At 34.6% G+C, this 19286-nt stretch carries 14 protein-coding genes; 11 read left to right on the plus strand and 3 right to left on the minus strand.

Annotated features, from left to right (window positions below):
- The first annotated feature begins 2 nt into the window (after positions 1–2).
- From BLV35_RS14290 to BLV35_RS14340, 11 genes are all read left to right on the plus strand, one after another.
- Positions 3–896 carry an NAD-dependent epimerase/dehydratase family protein gene (locus BLV35_RS14290; protein WP_091091728.1) on the plus strand — a complete coding sequence of 298 codons (894 nt, stop codon included), beginning with the start codon at positions 3–5 and terminating at the stop codon, positions 894–896.
- The gene (locus BLV35_RS14295) at positions 896–2089 is read left to right on the plus strand and encodes a hypothetical protein (protein WP_091091733.1); all 1194 of its coding nucleotides are present in this window, start codon (positions 896–898) and stop codon (positions 2087–2089) included. Before BLV35_RS14290 ends, BLV35_RS14295 begins: the two co-directional genes overlap by 1 nt.
- Before the next feature lie 135 nt (positions 2090–2224).
- Positions 2225–2644, plus strand: a complete 420-nt coding sequence (locus BLV35_RS14300) for a cupin domain-containing protein (RefSeq protein WP_091091735.1) — start codon at positions 2225–2227, stop codon at positions 2642–2644.
- A 23-nt stretch (positions 2645–2667) separates the two neighbouring features.
- Positions 2668–3216: a dTDP-4-dehydrorhamnose 3,5-epimerase gene (gene rfbC, locus BLV35_RS14305; RefSeq protein WP_091091738.1), complete on the plus strand. Its 549-nt coding sequence runs from the start codon at positions 2668–2670 to the stop codon at positions 3214–3216.
- A complete protein-coding gene (rfbD, locus tag BLV35_RS14310) occupies positions 3216–4073 on the plus strand; it encodes a dTDP-4-dehydrorhamnose reductase (RefSeq protein WP_091091741.1) in 858 nt (285 codons plus the stop codon). Before rfbC ends, rfbD begins: the two co-directional genes overlap by 1 nt.
- A gap of 413 nt (positions 4074–4486) precedes the next feature.
- A complete protein-coding gene (gene rfbB, locus BLV35_RS14315) occupies positions 4487–5536 on the plus strand; it encodes a dTDP-glucose 4,6-dehydratase (protein WP_091091744.1) in 1050 nt (349 codons plus the stop codon).
- A gap of 659 nt (positions 5537–6195) precedes the next feature.
- Positions 6196–6366 (plus strand): GxxExxY protein, encoded by a 171-nt coding sequence (locus BLV35_RS19745; RefSeq protein ID WP_091091748.1) that lies wholly within the window; start codon positions 6196–6198, stop codon positions 6364–6366.
- A gap of 51 nt (positions 6367–6417) precedes the next feature.
- Positions 6418–7284, plus strand: a complete 867-nt coding sequence (rfbA, locus tag BLV35_RS14325; RefSeq protein ID WP_091091751.1) for a glucose-1-phosphate thymidylyltransferase RfbA — start codon at positions 6418–6420, stop codon at positions 7282–7284.
- Positions 7285–7329: 45 nt separating this feature from the next.
- Positions 7330–8298 carry an MraY family glycosyltransferase gene (locus BLV35_RS14330; protein ID WP_091091754.1) on the plus strand — a complete coding sequence of 323 codons (969 nt, stop codon included), beginning with the start codon at positions 7330–7332 and terminating at the stop codon, positions 8296–8298.
- A 1436-nt stretch (positions 8299–9734) separates the two neighbouring features.
- A complete protein-coding gene (locus BLV35_RS14335) occupies positions 9735–10880 on the plus strand; it encodes a DegT/DnrJ/EryC1/StrS family aminotransferase (protein ID WP_091091758.1) in 1146 nt (381 codons plus the stop codon).
- 95 nt (positions 10881–10975) lie between these two features.
- Entirely contained in the window at positions 10976–12946 is a 1971-nt protein-coding gene (locus BLV35_RS14340) for a polysaccharide biosynthesis protein (RefSeq protein WP_091091761.1), read from the plus strand.
- Positions 12947–15219: 2273 nt separating this feature from the next.
- Here BLV35_RS14340 and BLV35_RS14350 read toward each other — a convergent pair.
- The 3 genes from BLV35_RS14350 to BLV35_RS14360 form a co-directional block, all read right to left on the minus strand.
- A complete protein-coding gene (locus BLV35_RS14350) occupies positions 15220–15990 on the minus strand; it encodes a hypothetical protein (RefSeq protein ID WP_091091764.1) in 771 nt (256 codons plus the stop codon).
- A 63-nt stretch (positions 15991–16053) separates the two neighbouring features.
- Positions 16054–16662 carry a hypothetical protein gene (locus BLV35_RS19520; protein WP_245712066.1) on the minus strand — a complete coding sequence of 203 codons (609 nt, stop codon included), beginning with the start codon at positions 16660–16662 and terminating at the stop codon, positions 16054–16056.
- A 43-nt stretch (positions 16663–16705) separates the two neighbouring features.
- On the minus strand, positions 16706–19138 hold the full coding sequence (locus BLV35_RS14360) for an aminotransferase class I/II-fold pyridoxal phosphate-dependent enzyme (protein WP_091091819.1): 2433 nt from the start codon (positions 19136–19138) through the stop codon (positions 16706–16708).
- Positions 19139–19286 lie beyond the last annotated feature (148 nt).

Below are 19286 nucleotides of genomic sequence, written 5' to 3' on the forward strand. Positions count from 1 at the left end.
TTATGAAAATAGTTATAACAGGAATTTCGGGATTTGTGGGTCAAAATCTGTCAGTGTTTTTAAATGAAAATGGAAACGAGGTTCAAGGGCTATCATTAAGAACTGAAAATTGGTTTTTTGACAAAAAGGCTGATGTAATTATTCATCTTGCAGGAAAAGCACATGATACAACAAATACATCTTGTGAGGAAGAATATTTCAATGTAAATACAGATTTGACCAAAAAACTTTTCGATCAATTTTTGAATTCTAAAGTACGAGATTTTGTTTATTTTAGTAGTGTAAAAGCAACTGCAGATTCAATTGAGGGGGCTTTAGATGAAAACCATATTTCTAATCCGAAAACTCCGTACGGAAAATCCAAATTGGAGGCCGAGAAATATTTACTTTCACAAAAATTGCCTGCGAATAAAAGGCTTTTTATCATTCGTCCTTGCATGGTTCATGGACCAGGCAATAAAGGAAACTTAAATTTATTGTATAAAGTGGTAGAAAAAGGAATTCCTTGGGTTTTAGCGTCTTTTGAAAACAAGAGATCCTTTTTAAGTATTGATAATCTTAATTTTTTAGTTTTAAAGACGATTAGTAATAAAAGTATTTCATCAGGAGTTTATAATTTTGCTGATGATATGGCTTTATCGACTAACGAATTAGTTAAAATTATTGCGAATGTTTCTGGTAAAAACGAAAAACTATGGAAAGTAAACGCTAATTTAATTTCAGGGATGGCAAAAATGGGTGACGTACTAAAGTTGCCATTAAATAGTGAGAGATTAAAAAAATTGACAGAAAGTTATGTGGTTTGTAATTCAAAAATCCTGAAAGCTTTAGAAATTAAAAGTTTACCAGTTTCTTCAAGAGAAGGACTCGCTAAAACCATTAAAAGTTTTCAATAATGGTAAATAAGTACATTCTTTTCTTTTTTTTATTTCTGAGCCAAATCGCTGTTAATGCGCAATCTATCATAGTTTTAAATGATTTCACAAACGAGAATATAAAATACCATTTAGTCCGCCATTGGGAAGATGGTACTATAATGAATGAAGGGAAAGTAGATGGTGTTATTTATATTAAAAAAAACAATTATTATTATAAAAGGAATTATGATACAAATCTCTATTCATCCTGGTTTGGAACCATACCAAATGATACTCTAGATGATGCTGATAGTATGCAAGCTGCTATCAATTACGCCATAAAAACTAGCCAAAATCTGATAGTTCCCTCGGGCAGATATTATATAGACAAAACCATCATTATTCCTAAACATTTTCATTATTCTATGAAAAATGTCAAATTAGATTTTTCAAATGCTACGTTATTAATCAGGAACGATATAACGGTTTTTCAAAGTGATAATTGGGATTCTAAAGTAGATTCTAGAATGTCCAATGGTATAATTTTAGGGAATTTTGAAATTCTAAGTGAAAATGGAGACACAAATAGTTATGCTTTGAAAATTCAAGATTATCATCAAGGATCAAAAATAGAAAATATATCTTCTTTCAATGTAAAGAATCTTTTACATTCTAAAAATAATTTTTATTTAGAATTATATAATATCAATTCTAATTACAATGGAAGGGCAGGCAAAAGGTTTTTATTTGAAGGGTATCATGCTTTAAATAAATTCACAAAGCTAACCGCAACAAATTCAGATGTATGCTACAGCTTTGAAGGAGGTATGGTTGCGGCAATCGATATGAGTAACATTTCTATTGAAGGCTGTGCAGTGGGAATTAATTTTTCTAGTGAAGTGTATAATTTACATTTGCATAGCAGTTATTTTGAAAATTTTGAGACAGCATTAGTTTTTAGTAATTATATTCACTCTGCGAAAGTTGAGAATAATTATGTGAATTTTTTAAACAATGAAAGCAGCTATTTTTTACAGTATAAAGGTTTGCCTGCTAATAATATAACTTTTAACAGCGGCAATACGTATTTAGGTACTTCTATGAAAAATTTGGTAAAAAATAAAGAAGATATTTACGGAGACGGAATTGTGTTTGAGTTTAATAAGCTCGAAGATAAAAGTATACAAATGATGCAGTTGAAAATGGGTAAAAACATTAAAATTAATAAGTAGCTAGTAATTGTCATTATAGTTGCTTTTTAGTTATAAGAATAAGAAAACTATTTGTCATAAGAGATTAAGATCAACTATCATAGAATGGAATGGTGAATTACAAGTGTTTTTTATAAAGATTTAAATAATAATAGTATGGGAGTTCAGGTTATTGAAGGAGTTCGATTTGAAGATCATAGAGGTTCTGTTTCTTTTGTAAATGATTTTAAATTTGAAGGGATTGAACGCTTTTACATGATTGCTAATTCAGATGAAATTCCTTTACGAGCTTGGCAAGGTCATAAATTAGATCAAAAAAATTTTTTTTGCGTAGCTGGTTCTTTTAAAATTGGCTATGTTAAGATTGACAATTGGGAAAATCCATCAAAAAACTTAAGAGTTGAAACAGTTGTTCTATCGTGCTTTGAGTCTAGGGTTTTACATATTCCTGCTGGATTTGCTAATGCTATAGATGCTTTAGAAAAGGATTCTAAATTAATTTCTTTTTCTACCTTACCATTGAGTAATGTACAAGAGGATGATGTACGTTACCCTTCAGATTATTGGAGAATTTAAAATTTAAACTAATATATACTAGAATGAAAATTGAAAAAACATTTATAAAAGACCTTGTCGTAATTGAGCCTACCGTTTTTGGTGATGAACGTGGTTATTTTTTTGAATCATATAGTAAAACGAAATTCGAGGGATTAGGAATTAATATTGAATTTGTTCAAGACAATCAGTCTTTTTCAAAAAAGGGAACTTTAAGAGGTTTGCATTATCAAAATCCACCTTATGCTCAAACAAAATTGGTACGAGTTTTAGAAGGTGAAATTATTGATGTAGCTGTCGATTTAAGAAAAGATTCGCCTACTTATGGGAAAGCTTATGGCGTCTTACTTTCTGCTGAGAATAAAAAACAGTTATTAGTGCCACAAGGTTTTGCACATGGTTTCTCCGTAATTAGTGAAACAGCATCGGTTATGTACAAATGTGATCAGTTTTATAATAAAGAATCTGAAGGAGGTATCAAGTATGATGATCCATCGTTAAGTATTGATTGGGGAATGGATTTGGAAAATGCTATAGTCTCGGATAAAGATCAAGTTTTGCCATTTATTAATGTATGTAATAGCCAATTCTAATGCAAAAAATTTTAGTTACTGGTGCAACAGGACAATTGGGTTCTGAATTTAAAATTCTATCTAAAAATTACCCGCAATTTGATTGGATTTTTGCGGATAGAACGCAAATTTCGTTAGATTATATAAATAAGTTAATAGAGCAATTAGAAAATATTCAACCTAATATTATATTAAACTGCGGAGCTTATACCGCTGTAGATAAAGCAGAATCGGAAACGGAATTAGCCGATGTAGTGAATCACCGAGCGGTCAGCGTAATAGCGACCTATACAAAAGAGCATGATGTGAAATTAATCCATGTTTCTACCGATTATGTTTTTGATGGCACTTCTTCAATTGCTTTGAATGAAGAGGCGCTAACCAATCCTATCAATGTATATGGAGCTACGAAACGCGCTGGAGAATTAGCCGCGTTGGCAGTTAATCCTGATGTTTTAATTATTAGAACTTCATGGGTTTATTCTAGTTTTGGAAACAATTTCGTCAAAACGATGTCTCGCTTAATGCAAGAAAGAGATAGTTTGAATGTTGTAAATGATCAAATAGGTTCTCCAACTTATGCAGCAGATTTGGCGCAAGCCATGATGGATATAGTGAGTAATGAGAATTGGATTCCTGGAATTTATAATTATTCAAATGAAGGAGAGATCAGTTGGTACGAATTTGTATTGGCTATTCAGGAAATTACAGGGGAACAGTGTGAAGTGAAGGGGATTCCTTCTTCGGCATATCCTACTCCAGCAGCACGTCCTGCTTATTCATTATTGGATAAAAGCAAAATTATAGCTACTTATGGTATTGAAGTGCCTGATTATAAGGAGAGTTTGAAAAAATGTATGGGGTTGTTGAAAGGTTAAATGGTTAAAAGGTTTGAAGTTTAAGGTTTAGAGTTAGAAGAAAGAAGTGAAGATTTTCGTTTTTCCCCTTCCCTAAAGGGAGTCGAAAATTCAAGATTAGAGGTGAGAAGTTAGAGATTAGCAGTGGGAGTGAAGATTTTTGTTATAGAAAACGTAATTCTCATGAATTCCACGGTCGTCTCTTCGAGTGTTTTTTGCTGATAAAATAGGAGTAAGACTGGGGGTTTCATTAGCCAAAAATGTATCGAGAAGTTTAGTTTGCACAATTTGTTCTTGATACAATTTTATAAAAATGCTATCGCTATTTTATAAAATCACTTCCCGAAACAAGTTCGGGATAAACTGAACTGACGGGAACTTTGTTGATAGCTTTAAAACACGATAACAGCTGAATAGTTACAAAAAAAATAAAAATGAAAAAAATATTAATTACGGGAGGAGCCGGTTTTATTGGTTCGCATGTGGTAAGACGTTTTGTAAACAACTATCCAGAGTATCAAATATTCAACTTAGATGCCTTGACGTATGCAGGTAATTTAGAGAATATTGTAGATATTGAAAATGCACCTAACTATACCTTCATAAAAGGAGATATTGTAGATGGGGATTTTATCGATGCTTTATTTACTGAGCATCAGTTTGATGGTGTTTTACATTTGGCTGCCGAGTCTCATGTGGATCGTTCTATTACTGATCCGTTATCTTTTGTGAAAACAAATGTGATTGGTACTATGAATTTATTGAATGCTGCCAAAGCGATTTGGAAGGACAATATGGAAGGAAAGCGTTTTTATCATATCAGTACTGATGAGGTTTATGGAAGTCTTGGTGCTGAGGGCTTGTTTACTGAAACTACGGCCTACGATCCAAATTCACCTTATTCGGCCTCTAAAGCAAGTTCAGATCATTTTGTGCGTGCGTATGGAGAGACGTATGGTTTGCCTTATGTTTTAACAAACTGTTCTAACAATTACGGACCATTTCACTTTCCTGAAAAATTGATTCCGTTGTTTATCAATAATATTATTCAAAATAAACCTTTACCTGTTTACGGGGACGGGAAATATACCCGTGATTGGTTATTTGTAGAGGATCATGCTGTGGCGATTGATTTGGTTTTTCACGAAGGGGTGAATCATGATACGTATAATATTGGTGGTTTTAACGAATGGCAAAATATTGACTTAGTTAAATTGCTTTGCAAAATCATGGATGAGAAGTTAGGTCGTGAAGCAGGTACATCCGAACAATTGATCTCTTATGTGAAAGATCGTCCAGGTCATGATTTGCGTTATGCAATTGATGCTAATAAGATTAATAAAGAACTAGGGTGGAAGCCTTCTGTTACTTTTGAAGAAGGGTTAGAGAAAACGGTCACTTGGTATTTGGAAAATCAAACTTGGTTGAATAATATTACTTCTGGGGAGTATGCGAGTTATTACGATAAGCAGTACGCGAATTAAAACTAATTTAAAGCGAATTATCCGAAGTTCATTAATGGATGCAACCAAGGAGGTTATGTTCAACTTTATAAATTAAGGGTTTGTTAATTTTCTTTTAGCTCACTGTACTTTTTTTGTTAGTAGTGTTTGCTTCGCCTGTTCGCTGCGCTCGGGTGTCTGAATCTTCGATTTGCCTTGATGCAAAAGAAACAAAAGATCAAGACTGAAAATTGAAAACTTAAAAACTACCTCAAAACTATGTTCCGCAGCCCTAGGTCGGAAGATTTCGAAGAGTGAGGTAAAATGGTTTTGGTTACTTAGAATTCGAATTGAGTAAGGATTGTTTTTACTTTTTTGCTTGATCAAAAAAGTAACAAAAAAATCAAGTCTGCGCTCCCTCGTCGGTCAAATTAGTTTTCGAAGTCTAAAACAAAAAAACTCGCTTCGCTCAAACAGTTTTTGTTTTTACGACTTCTTCAAACATTTGACGCTCGACTGCGGAAGCTAAGGACGGGAGAGGAGTGGTGTGAAGAGTATTCTGTTAATTTCCGTCACTTCGAGTGATTTTATAAAATAGCGAGAGCATTTTTATAAAATTGTATCGAGAAGTATGAGGTGAAGAGATCCTTTGAAAAAATAAAAAAGCATTTGATTAAAACGAGCCTAAAAGCTTATTTTGTATTGTTTGCTATGATACAATTATTGTAGAAATAAAAGCAGTATCACAAATACCAGTTGCATTTTACGCGCAGTTGACAAATTATTTAAAATTTACTAAATTGGAATTGGGTATGTTGATTAATTTCGGCACGCCTTCATTAACTTATAAGAGAATAATCAATTTGAAGTAATTCGTTTTAAATTCGAAACATTCGTTTTAATTCGTAAAATTCGTGAAAACTATGAAAGGAATTATATTAGCTGGAGGATCTGGCACCCGTTTACATCCCTTAACATTGGCAATGAGCAAGCAAATGATGCCGGTTTATGACAAGCCGATGATTTATTATCCGTTATCTACTTTGATGATGGCTGGGATTAATGAAATTTTAATTATATCGACGCCGCATGATTTACCTAATTTTAAAAAATTATTAGGAGACGGTTCTACTATAGGATGCAAGTTTAGTTATGCCGAACAAGCGATTCCTAATGGTTTGGCGCAAGCTTTTGTAATAGGTGAAGAATTTATAGGAAATGATGATGTTGCCCTAGTTTTAGGGGATAATATTTTCTTTGGTTCTAATATGCAAGAATTACTTCGTTCGAATACCAAGCCACAAGGAGGCGTTGTTTTTGCTTACCATGTTTCAGATCCAGAGCGTTATGGAGTGGTGGAATTTGACAAGGATTTAAAAGCACTTTCAATTGAAGAGAAACCTTTGGAACCCAAATCTAATTATGCGGTACCTGGCTTGTATTTTTATGATAACTCAGTAGTGGAAATTGCAAAGAATATAAAACCTAGCCCTCGTGGAGAATATGAAATCACGGATGTTAATAAAGTATATTTAGCAAAAGGAAACTTGAAAGTAGGGATTTTGAGTAGAGGAACTGCTTGGTTAGATACAGGAACATTTAATAGTTTGATGCAAGCGGGACAATTTGTTCAAGTTTTGGAAGAACGTCAAGGATTAAAAGTAGGCTGTATTGAAGAAATTGCTTGGAGACAAGGTTTTATCAGTAGCGAACAACTAAAAGAATTAGCTGATCCTTTGAAAAAGTCGGGTTATGGAGAATATCTTTTAGGTTTATTGAAACACAAATAGTTCGTTATTGAGAATGGTTTAAATATTCTCTATTAAAAAAATACAATGCCATATATACAATACCTAGTCCTATTTGTAGCTTTAGTTGCTATTGAGCTTTTTTATTTTAAAATAGCCGATAAATACAATATAATTGATAAACCGAACAGTAGGTCCTCTCATACATCGATAACATTGCGCGGAGGGGGAGTTATTTTTCCAATTGCAATACTAATTGCTTTTTTCCTAGATTATGTCTCTTGGGAGATTAGTTTGGCAGTTGTACTAGTAGCATTAGTCAGTTTTATTGATGATATTAAACCTCTGTCACAATTGCCACGGTTTGCATCACATGTAGGAGCTGTACTTTTGGTGTTTTATGATTTGAATTTATTTTCAGAAGTGATATGGTTGCTTCCTATAGTATTTGTCTTACTAATTGGTTGGGTGAATGCTTTTAATTTCATGGACGGTATCAACGGTATTACTGTGTTATATTCGCTAGTGGCTATTGTAAGTTTTGCTTACTTACCAGTAAATGCAGCAAACTTGCCATTATTGATCACGATGGGATTGTCGTGTATTGTTTTCGGAATATTCAACCTTAGAAAAAAAGCGAAGACTTTTGCCGGAGATGTGGGAAGTATTAGTATGGCACTTTTCTTAGGATACTTTATGATAAAGACAATTATTGAATCTGGTCAGTTAGCGTATATCCTTTTCTTTTCTGTTTATGGTATCGATGCAATTATTACTATCATTAACAGATTATTAAAGAGAGAAAATATTTTCCAACCACATCGTTCTCATTTGTATCAATATCTAGCCAACGAAATGGGATATTCTCATGTTGCGGTTTCGATTATTTATGCGGTACTTCAGTTAGGAGTTAACGCTATTATAATTTATTTGGATACAAACGGAAGTTTGTCGCTGTACTTTGCAGGAGGATTTTTACTGCTGATGACTCTTGTATATTTAGGAGTTAGGGCATATATTATTCGTCAACTGCGTTTTAAAAAAAGTATGGTGTAATTCTTTAGCTTGCTTAACTTTATATTTAAGCGGTATCGCTTTGGCTGTTGGTATTTTTGTGGTTATGGAATGGTGGAGTTGGATTTTTTAATTTTTCCCAACCAGATTGCTTCATTCTTCGCAATGACTGGGAGAAATTAAAAAAGAGGACTGATTATTTCAACGAGTTATCTTTCTAAAAAAAAAAAAGAGGTCTCCCTTTAGGGCCGGGGTAAACCGCTGTTTTTTTAATTTTTTCATCGCGAGATTGCTTCATTCTTCGTAATGACTGGGAGAAATTAAAAAAGGGAAAGGAACGGATGCTTCACTTGCGATTGCAAATTGTTTTTTGAATTACTATTTTACTTTTTTCCTTGATGAAAAAAGTAACAAAAAATTATTCATGGGTTAATATTTTTTTTGGTATTCATGAATCTTCGATTTCACTGCCTGAAAATTTAAAACTCAAAAACTACCTCAAAACTCCGTTCCGCGCCCCGAGCCGTTCGCCTTTCAGGCTCAACTCGCGGAGCGCTGCCACTTTTTTTTTTCGTTGTTTTTTACGTTTTTAATTTAAGGGCGGTTCTAATCCATACGTTTTTATTCGAAGGGATATGCGGTTTGTAATGGGGCTGTTTTTTTTAATTTTTTCCGCAACCAGATTGTTTCATTCTTCGCAATGACTGGGAGAAATTAAAAAAGAGGACTGATTATTTCAACGAGTTATCTTTCAAAAAAAAAAACAGAGGTCTCCCTTTAGGGCTGGGGTAAACCGCTGTTTTTTTAATTTTTTCATCGCGAGATTGCTTCATTCTTCGTAATGACTGGGAGAAATTAAAAAAGGGGACTGATTATTTCAACGAGTTATCTTTCTAAAAAAAAACAGAGGTCTCCCTTTAGGGCTGGGGATAAACCTCTATTTTTTTAATTTCCAGTGGAAGTTTATTAAGCAGAATGATAATTGTGTATTGCTTTTTTAGCTCAGCTAACTTTTATTTTAATTGGTGCTTGCTTCGCCTGTTCGCTATGCTCGGGTTTCTGAATCTTCGATTTGTCTTAATTAACCCTGAGACTTCGGTTAGGATGAGAGCAACAGTAAATTATGAATGGTTTACTATTCTTTTTTTGGTATTCATGACCCGAGCCTGAAAGGCGAACGGATGAAATAATCTTCGATTTCACTGACTGAAAATTTAAAACTTACGAAACTACCTTAAAACGCTGTTCCGCAGCCCGAGCCGTTCGCCTTTAAGGCTCAACTCGCGGACTGATGCCACTGTGTTTTTTCGTTGTTTTTTGACGTTTTCAATTTTAGGGCGCATCTGATCCGGACGTTTTTATTGTGAGGGATATTGTTTTAGTAGGTCTTGTCAATCTTTTTGCTAGATCTTCGATTTACGTTATTTAATAAATAATTTTAGGATAATGTATATTCAATGGTGATTAATTCTTAAGAAATGGGTGATAACAAAATTTGGCTTTCGACTCCCCATATGGGTGGGAATGAACAGAAGTACATTCAAGAGGCTTTTGATTGTAATTGGATTGCTCCAATGGGGCCAAATTTGACGATTTTCGAACAAAACTTAGAAAATTATTTGGGTTCAGGGCATGTTGCCGTTTTAAATTCGGGAACGGCGGCTATTCATCTGGGATTAATTCTTTTAGGCGTTAAGTCGGGGGACGAGGTTCTTTGTCAAAGCATGACTTTTTCAGCCTCAGCCAATCCTATTTTATATTTGGGGGCAACCCCTGTTTTTATAGATAGTGAACCCGAAACTTGGAATTTGTGTCCAGTAGCCCTTGAAACTGCTATTATAGATAGGATTGCTAAGGGAAAAAAACCAAAAGCAATTATCGCTGTCGATTTGTATGGTACTCCTTACAAAATTGAAGAAATAAGATTGATTTCAGACCAATATTCTATTCCCATTCTGGAAGACAGTGCAGAGGCTTTAGGAAGTTGCTATAAGGGGCAAAAATGTGGCACTTTTGGAGATGTCAGTGTTTTATCTTTTAATGGGAGTAAGGTTATAACGACTTCTGGTGGCGGAGCGATTGTAACCAATTCTGCAGCGTTAAAGGAAAGAGCCATTTTTTTAGCAACACAGGCAAGAGAAGATGCTCCACATTATCAGCATTCTGAAGTAGGGTACAACTATCGAATGAGTAATGTTTGTGCAGCAATTGGTAGAGGCCAAATGGAAGTTTTGGACGAACACATACTGTTACGAAGAAAAATGCATGAATTTTATCTGGATGTATTCAAAGATATTGAGGGGGTAACTGTGTTTACTGTGGCTAATGAAAATTCATTTTCAAATTATTGGTTAAGTACTGTTTTGTTAGATCCAATAAAGACGTTTGGAATTACGAGGGAGAACTTGCGATTAGTATTAGCAGGAGCGAATATAGAATCACGCCCGTTATGGAAACCGATGCATTTACAGCCAATTTTTTCTGACTATCCTTATTACGGCCATGCTATTGCCGAGACACTTTTTACCAATGGACTTTGTTTACCATCCAGTTCCAATCTCACGGAAGCAGATCGAAGTAGAATTAAAACGGTTATTTTAAATCTATTTAGTAAGAAAGATTAAATTTGTGATTTTATTTGATTAAAATTAAAATGCATAAATAGAATAATTAGTAGTAATTTTGATGTCTTCATTAAAAATAGTTAAAAAGATATATTTTGAGTAATTATACAAATTCAGGTGAAACTTCTTTTATAAGAAATCTTTTTTCCAGGGATAATCTAAAATTTAATATCCATAATCTAAGTTATTTACCTAGATGGATAATAGTTATGATGGATTTTGCAGTTTTGATAATCGCATTCTTTTTTACCTACCTATTGTTTAGAGGTACTGGGTTGGATTATATTGTAACGCCAAATAGTGTATTATATATTAGTTCTCTGTTTGGGATTAATATCTTTTTCTTTTGGTTGTTTAGGACTTATTCTGGTATTATTAGGCATTCCTCTTATATTGATGCTGTTAAGTTGTTATTTTCACAAATGGCAGTTTTAGTAATCTTGTTACTATTGAATTTTGCTTTTGAATTAGTTTACGGGCATAAAGCATTTTTAAACACGGCGCTTTTTATTAATATGGTACTTTCGTTTTGTGGATTGTTTTTATACCGTGTTATTGTAAAACAAACTTTCGAGCATTATCTTTCAGAAAAAAGTGATATAAAATTATCCAGAACGATAATTTACGGTACAGATGCCAATGCGATATCAGTTGCCAAAGCTTTAAAGTTGGAATCGCCTCTTCGTTTTAAAATTGTAGGGTTTGTAGATAGGAATAATCAAAATTCATCCAAGCGAATGTTGGATTTACCGATTCTAATTTTAAAGAAAAAACTACCCACTTTAATGCGTTCCGTTGGAGCTGAAGGAGTTATTATTGCTGATAAAAGTTTGTCAAAAGAAGAACGATTAATCATTGTGGACCAATGTTTAGAGTTTAATTATAAGGTGTACATAGTTCCACTGATTGCTGACTGGGAAAATCAAAAAGAGATATCCCAAAAAGTAAAAACGATACAAATTGAAGATCTTCTGGAAAGAAAGCCCATTGTTTTGGATAATAAATCCATTTCGAAACAATTAAAGGATAATACTATTTTAATTACAGGTGCCGCAGGTTCTATAGGTAGTGAAATTGTACGTCAGGTATTGATTTATAACCCTAAAAAGGTGATTATTTTGGACCAAGCAGAAACGCCATTACATCATTTGAATTTGGAGACTGAAGTGCTACCTACAAATTCAAAAATTAGAACTGTTGTTGCCGATATTAGGAATAAAGAGGCAATGGAAAAGGTGTTTAAATTATATAAACCGCAAGTAGTTTTCCATGCGGCTGCGTACAAACATGTGCCTTTAATGGAAGAAAATCCTTCTCAGGCTATTCTTACCAATATTGGTGGAACTAAAAATCTTGCTGATTTAGCCTGTTTATATAAGGTTAAGAAATTCGTAATGATTTCTACGGATAAAGCCGTGAACCCAAGTAATGTTATGGGAGCAAGCAAACGTATTTCAGAGAAATATGTACAATCTTTACAGTTAAAGATTCAGAATGTAGGAGAGAAAAACGCAACTAAATTTATTACGACTCGTTTTGGTAATGTATTGGGATCTAATGGATCTGTGGTGCCTTTGTTTACAAAGCAAATCGCTGAAGGAGGTCCAATTACGATAACGCACCCAGATATTATTCGTTACTTCATGACTATTCCTGAAGCTTGCCAGTTGGTTCTAGAAGCTGGAGCTATGGGTAAAGGAGGAGAGATTTATATTTTTGATATGGGTAAACCAGTTAAAATCATAGATTTGGCAAGAAAGATGATTAAGTTGGCGGGATACGTACCTGATAAAGATATTAAAATACAAATTGTTGGTTTGAGACCTGGTGAGAAGTTATATGAAGAACTACTTAATGACACTTCAAAAACAATTCCTACGTATCATGAAAAAATAATGATTGCAGAAGAAATTCAAGACGAATATGAAAACTTGCATAATGATATCGAAGAGTTAATCGATAATGCTAATTATTTAGGGAATGATGAAATCGTAATGAAAATGAAAAAAATAGTACCGGAATTCAAAAGCATGAATTCGACTTTTGAGTTGTTGGATGTGAAATAAGTTTTTTTATTAATAGTTTATTAAAAGTTCATAGGGAGTACTCTCTGTGGACTTTTTTGTTTTCAGTTATGTGTTATAAGTTGTCTGTTTTCGGTTAGCTGTTTTCAGTTTTCTGTTGTTTGCATGTGCAAGGCAGTGTGTAATAAATGATAATGATTTTAGATTTTTATCTTAGTTAACTTTTATTTTAAGCGATGTTTGATGAAGCTCACTTCGTATTGGTTTTCACTATCGTGACTGCTGCCGCTCGTCGTTCCTCCTCGACTCGGGGGTAATCCCGCTGGCCAATGTTGAAATGCTTATCGTGATCTTGGAGATAAAATAGTTGGAGGAGTACAGGGTCATTGCGAGGGACGAAGCAATCTCACTAAAAGTGGAATCATTTTTTGAGATTGATTTGAAGTTGTTATTTACAAGGACGAATATTCTCTAATTTATGATTTTACTTTTTTGCTTGATCAAAAAAAGTAACAAAAAAATCAAGCCTGAAAATTAAAAACTCAAAAACTACCTCAAAACGCCGTTCCGCGCCCCGAGCCGTTCGCCTTACAGGCTCAACTCGCGGAGCGCTGCCACTTTGTTTTTTCGTTGTTTTTTACGTTTTTAATTTAAGGGCGGATCTATACATACGATGCTATTCAAAGGGATATGCGGTTTGTTATAGGGGTTGGGTTTCTTTTAATTTTTTCCCCTCGCTAAAGGGTGAAGTTAAAAAAGAGGACTGATTATTTCAACGAGTTATCTTTCTAAAAAAAACAGAGGTCTCCCTTTAGGGCCGGGGTAAACCGCTGTTTTTTTAATTTTTTCATCGCGAGATTGCTTCATTCTTCGCAATGATTGGGAGAAATTAAAAAAGAGGACTGATTATTTCAACGAGTTATCTTTCTAAAAAAAAACAGAGGTCTCCCTTTAGGGCTGGGGTAAACCGCTGTTTTTTTTTAATTTCGCGGTTCATTTTTTATCGCGAGATTGCTTCATTCTTCGCAATTACGGGGTAAATTAAAAAAGGGAAATTGGGTTTGCATTCGAGACTGTTTCATTCTTTGGAATTTGTGGGAAGTGAAAAGATGAGTTTTAGACTGGTGGTTTTTTTAATTTTTTCCCCAACCCTAAAGGGAGAAATTAAAAAAGAGGACTGATTATTTCAACGAGTTATCTTTCTAAAAAAAAACAGAGGTCTCCCTTTAGGGTCGGGGTAAACCGCTGTTTTTTTAATTTTTTCATCGCGAGATTGCTTCATTCTTCGCAATGACTGGGAGAAATTAAAAAAGAGGACTGATTATTTCAACGAGTTATCTTTCTAAAAAAAAACAGAGGTCTCCCTTTAGGGCTGGGGTAAACCGCTGTTTTTTTTAATTTCGCGGTTCATTTTTCATCGCGAGATTGCTTCATTCTTCGTAATGACTGGGAGAAATTAAAAAAGGGAAAGGAACGGATGCTTCATTTGCGATTGCAAATTGTTTTTTGAATTACTATTTTACTTTTTTCCTTGATGAAAAAAGTAACAAAAAATTATTCATGCTTCATTATTGTTTTTTTTGTATTCATGACCCGAGCCTGAAAGGCGAACGGATGAAATAATCTTCGATTTCACTGCCTGAAAATTTAAAACTTAAAAACTACCTCAAAACTCTGTTCCGCAGCCCGAGCCGTTCGCCTTTCAGGCTCAACTCGCGGACTGCTGCTACTGCGTTTTATCGTTGTTTTTCGACGTTTTTAATTTTAGGGCGGATCTATACATACGATGCTATTCGAAGGGATATGCGGTTTGTTATAGGGGTTGGGTTTCTTTTAATTTTTTCCCCTCGCTAAAGGGTGAAGTTAAAAAAGAGGACTGATTATTTCAACGAGTTATCTTTCTAAAAAAAAACAGAGGTCTCCCTTTAGGGCCGGGGTAAACCGCTGTTTTTTTTAATTTCGCGGTTCATTTTCCCAACCAGATTGCTTCATTCTTCGCAATGACTGGGGGAAATTAAAAAAGGGAAATTGGGTTTACTCTCTTAGCAAATGGATATTATTTTTTTGGCACCAGTTTATTTAAATTTGTTTTGAAAATAGGATGGTTAAAGTTTCCTACGGACGCATTCCCCTCTCGAGAGGGCTTAGGGGTGTGTTCTTTTCGTTAATAAAATAATTTAAATTATCTATTATGGCTAAGCGAAAAATCATTCCGTACAATCCAATACATAAGGAGTATGCTCGACAACTTCGAAACGATTCTACTCGAGCAAGGATGTTCCTTTGGTTTTTTTATTTGATAAGTGTTATTGTGTTCAAGGAGTAGTTACTGGAGTGTGGTGGGCTATTAGTGTAGCTGTGTTGTTTTTACGGTGGAGGAATTTGTGTTTTTTGCGTTCTAGTGTTGCAAAGCCGATAAAGAGAAATGTTAGCTGTAGATGATTGCCTGCTGGTCTGGTGGTTGATAGTTTTAGGGTTTGTTTTACGGACTCTTTATCTAATATGATTGCCTCGCTGTAGCAGGTGTTAAAATTGTCATTGTCAAAGTCCCAATTAGTGATGGCTATTGCCAAATGTACCTGTGTGGCTTCTGCGGGCCAAACTAAGTGCTCTTTTACTATGAAGTCAGTCAGTGTTACTGTTTGACTTTCCTGATGCCATAGTTCCTTTATTTTAAGAACTTGGCGTAAGGGTCTTAATTTGTTGCTCTCGAAAAATAATAAGGATGCTATGCCCTCATTGGTTTTTAAACCTTCTGCCAGTGTTCTTTTCCCTATTGGATGGGTAGTGTCTTCTTGAAGAATATCGAAAAGTAATTTATTTGCCCTTCCTGCAAAGCTGCCGTCTTTCGCTAGTTTATTGAACTGTAAAGCAAGTTGACGAAAGATAGCTGATTTTTTTGCGCAGTGCCCGAATTCCGTGCCGTGTTTACGAATTCGATCGTAGATGGGGTTTGCATTGAATTGGAGGGAGGTTAAGGCTTGTTCCCGTTTTGATCGTGCGTAATTCGTTCCGTCTGCTGTTAGTACGAAGTTGAGATCGTCGATTGTGCCTTTGATTGTAAAAGGTGCTATTATTTTCGCCATCTTTTATTGTTTTTCGGTTGTGCAATGTTTTTAGTAAAACTTGAGAAATGTCGTTCTATAGAATTAGGTAGGGGTGAGAATTGTCTTTCTGATCGATACAGGACTGGAGAAGAGAGGAGTTGTCTTGTTTTTTTCTTTTTGATTCAAAATCTTTTGCGGTTGTTTTTTGTTGTTGGGAGGCTCCATTTCTGAAAAGTCGATGAGGTGTACCATACTGCCCTTGTATGGATTGAAAGAGGGTTCGTATTTAAGGAAGCCTTTGTCGTTTAATTCTCTCATGCATTTGTGATAGGTTGCCTTAGAGCATATTTTACTAATGCGCATTACCTCATCTCTTGTTATACTTATTGGATTTTGATATCGATTTATATTCCAAAATTGGAATAGTACGATGTATAAACTGACATGAGTAGGGTTAAGGTTGTGATCCATGATTACGCGTTCAAAGAATTCGGAGAGGTGTTTGTTTGGCTTCATATTTTTTAGATTCGGGTTCGTTCTAATATGGTTGTTTATTCGTAATTGGAGGTTACTGAAATTATGTCTTTTACTCCATTCGATTCTGATTAAGGCATCTTTACTAATCGTTACTTTTATCACAAATTCTAGCTGTTTGATAGCTGTAATTTGCGACATCAACCCTAAGTCACTAGTGTTTATTCTACTGCGCATTTGCTCGCTTAGCTGAATTTACTGGTACTTTATTGATTGAGGATTATTTTAAAGTTTCGTTTTGTAGCATTCCCATTAATTCCATTGAAAAATTATCTCTTGCCTGGATGTAAGCTACTTTTGGATATATTGTAGCGCCCAGCTTTTTCTTTTCGAAAGTGGCTGAAAAGCCAAAGTCAATTTTTTTAAAGTTAGCTGTTCTCGCTCTTTTAATAGTCTGGTATAATAGTTGTCTATAAATTTGGAATTTTGAAGAGTAGGTATAATTCATTCCAATAAGGGCAGGAACGTAGGTGTGATCGGTATTTTTGTAACAAAACATTACCCCAACGATTTCCTGATAATTTTCTTCACTTTCCTTACTAGTTAAATAGAGTAGAATGAATTCCCAGTTAGGATGATTTATCATTTTGTTAAAGATCGTTATGGGATACGTAAAAGTATTAATAGCATGATTATTGTTTTTTACATTTTTATAAAGTTGGTAACATTGCTCCATTTCATCAGCAGTTAATTTTTCTTTAATTACTATATCAAAAGCTTTTTCAAACGGTCGTACCTCTTCAAAGAAATGTCTTCTGGAACGAGCGGAGAGTGTACTTGCAAATTCCTGAACAGATGCCCATTCTAATTTCTGAATTTTAGCTGTTTCTGGCATATTGATTTTTAAAAAGCCATGGTTGTGGAAAACAGTGTCTAACAATATATCTGGGTCAAAATCTCTGAATACTAAAAAGTTTGCATCTAGCTCGTTGTATAGTGTGTCAACTTGATCGAGCAAAAGTTCCATCGCTTGGTTAGCTAATGGATGGGACTCGTTTCTGTAACAATGGGTTCCTTCGGTAAATAAGCAGCCCATTGCCAGCACTTTGGATGTGAGGTAAAGGGGATCTTGTTTTCTTGTTTTCTCCAATTGCAGGGATATTGATTCTGGAGCTAGCATGTCGTCTTTCCAGAGGCCGAACGTAAAAAAAGTAGCTAAAACAGCTGTATTCTCTTCATCTTTAACTATATAATAATAAAATTCCCAGTCATTCTCTGGACTACTTTGATTTGAAAAAGCATCTTCTAAAAATTTCAATCCGTCCCAGTCGAATACACTTTGTTTGCCTAATATTTCATTCCATATGCTTTTGTTGATCTTTTCTATGGAAGTTTCATGTTGCACTTTTAATGACGATTTACTCTTTTGTTTTTCAGGTACATATTTAGTCTCATTCCTGCCGAATGCACGATTTATTTTATAGAGCGTGTTAGCTGTTTCTTCCAGTGCTACTGGCAAGTATTTCACCATCGCTTCTACTAGTGCTTTTATTTCTTCTTTTTGATTGTGCATCGAGAGCGTGATGCGTATTCCTGTGTTTTTTACTGGAACTGCTGGATAAATCGCAGGATTTACAAAAAAACCTTCTTGAAACAAACTTTGAACTAGTTTATAGGTAGTTATGGGCATTGCTGTTCCAAGAAAAAATACGGGTGAGTTATTTTGGACTATTATGGGCAAGGAGGTTTTAGAAAGTAAGTCGTTAAAGTGCTGTATTTTCCCAGCCAGTTCTGCTTGTAATTCCTCAATTTCAGAAGAGAGATGAATGTCAGCAGCGGCTATTGCGGCAGCCACGGATGCTGGTTCTAGTTGGGCAGAGAAAGTAAGTGGACCACCAAAGTTTTTAATTTTTTCTCGTAGTTTTTGATCAGAACAGATTAAAACAGCTCCGCTGGCACCAAAGGTTTTGCTTAGTGTTCCCATAATCATCACGTTATGTGGCAGTTCTTTTAGAATACTTAGCACATATCCGGTTCCGTTTTTTCCTTTCCAACTCATACCGTGAACATCGTCGAAATACAAATACAATTGGGGATATTTTTTGCTTAATTCCATTAGTTGAGTCACTGGTGCAAAATCACCAAACATAGAGTAAACTCCGTCAGCCATGTACCAAATTCTTTTACATGTGGAGGAAAGTTTCTTTATTTGGTACTCGAGCATCTCCATATTATTGTGTCTAATCATCTCTACAGGAATCCCTCTAAGTTTTAGTAGCTGACAGGCATTTTGGACACTCCAATGCACCTGATGATCCAGAATAACCCCATCTTCATCCCTAACGGCCGTGGGGATTACGGCCATATGACCTAGGGTGCTATTTTTAGTTATGATAGGCGGTATGCCATACATTAACTCTAATTTATATTCTAGTTCTGCATATAAAGGATTAGATATGTATGATTTAGACAAAGGAAATTGAGTTCCGTATTTTTGTATTGCTACGATGGCAGCTTCTTTGAGGCGGTGGTCTTGTTCTAAACCGAGGTATCCAGTTGTTCCAAAATGGAACATTTTTTTACCTTTTATGGTAATAGTTCTACCGTTTAAATAATCGTCTTCTGAATAAAGATGCAATACTCCTTCTTTTTTTGCTCCTGCGAATACTTCATCGACAGTATCGATAAAGTTGTTGTGTTTAATTTTTGCCATTTGTTTATTTTTAGTTGACCTATTGTTTAAAGCGCTAAAATTCAACATAATAAATGAAGTTTTTTTCATGTTATTATAGAATGCTCCTGAATTGACAACTAAATATCCCGAATTGACAACAAAATACGTAAATAACAATAAATAATCC

It is taken from the genome of Flavobacterium gillisiae, assembly GCF_900107635.1.
Lineage (GTDB): Bacteria > Bacteroidota > Bacteroidia > Flavobacteriales > Flavobacteriaceae > Flavobacterium > Flavobacterium gillisiae.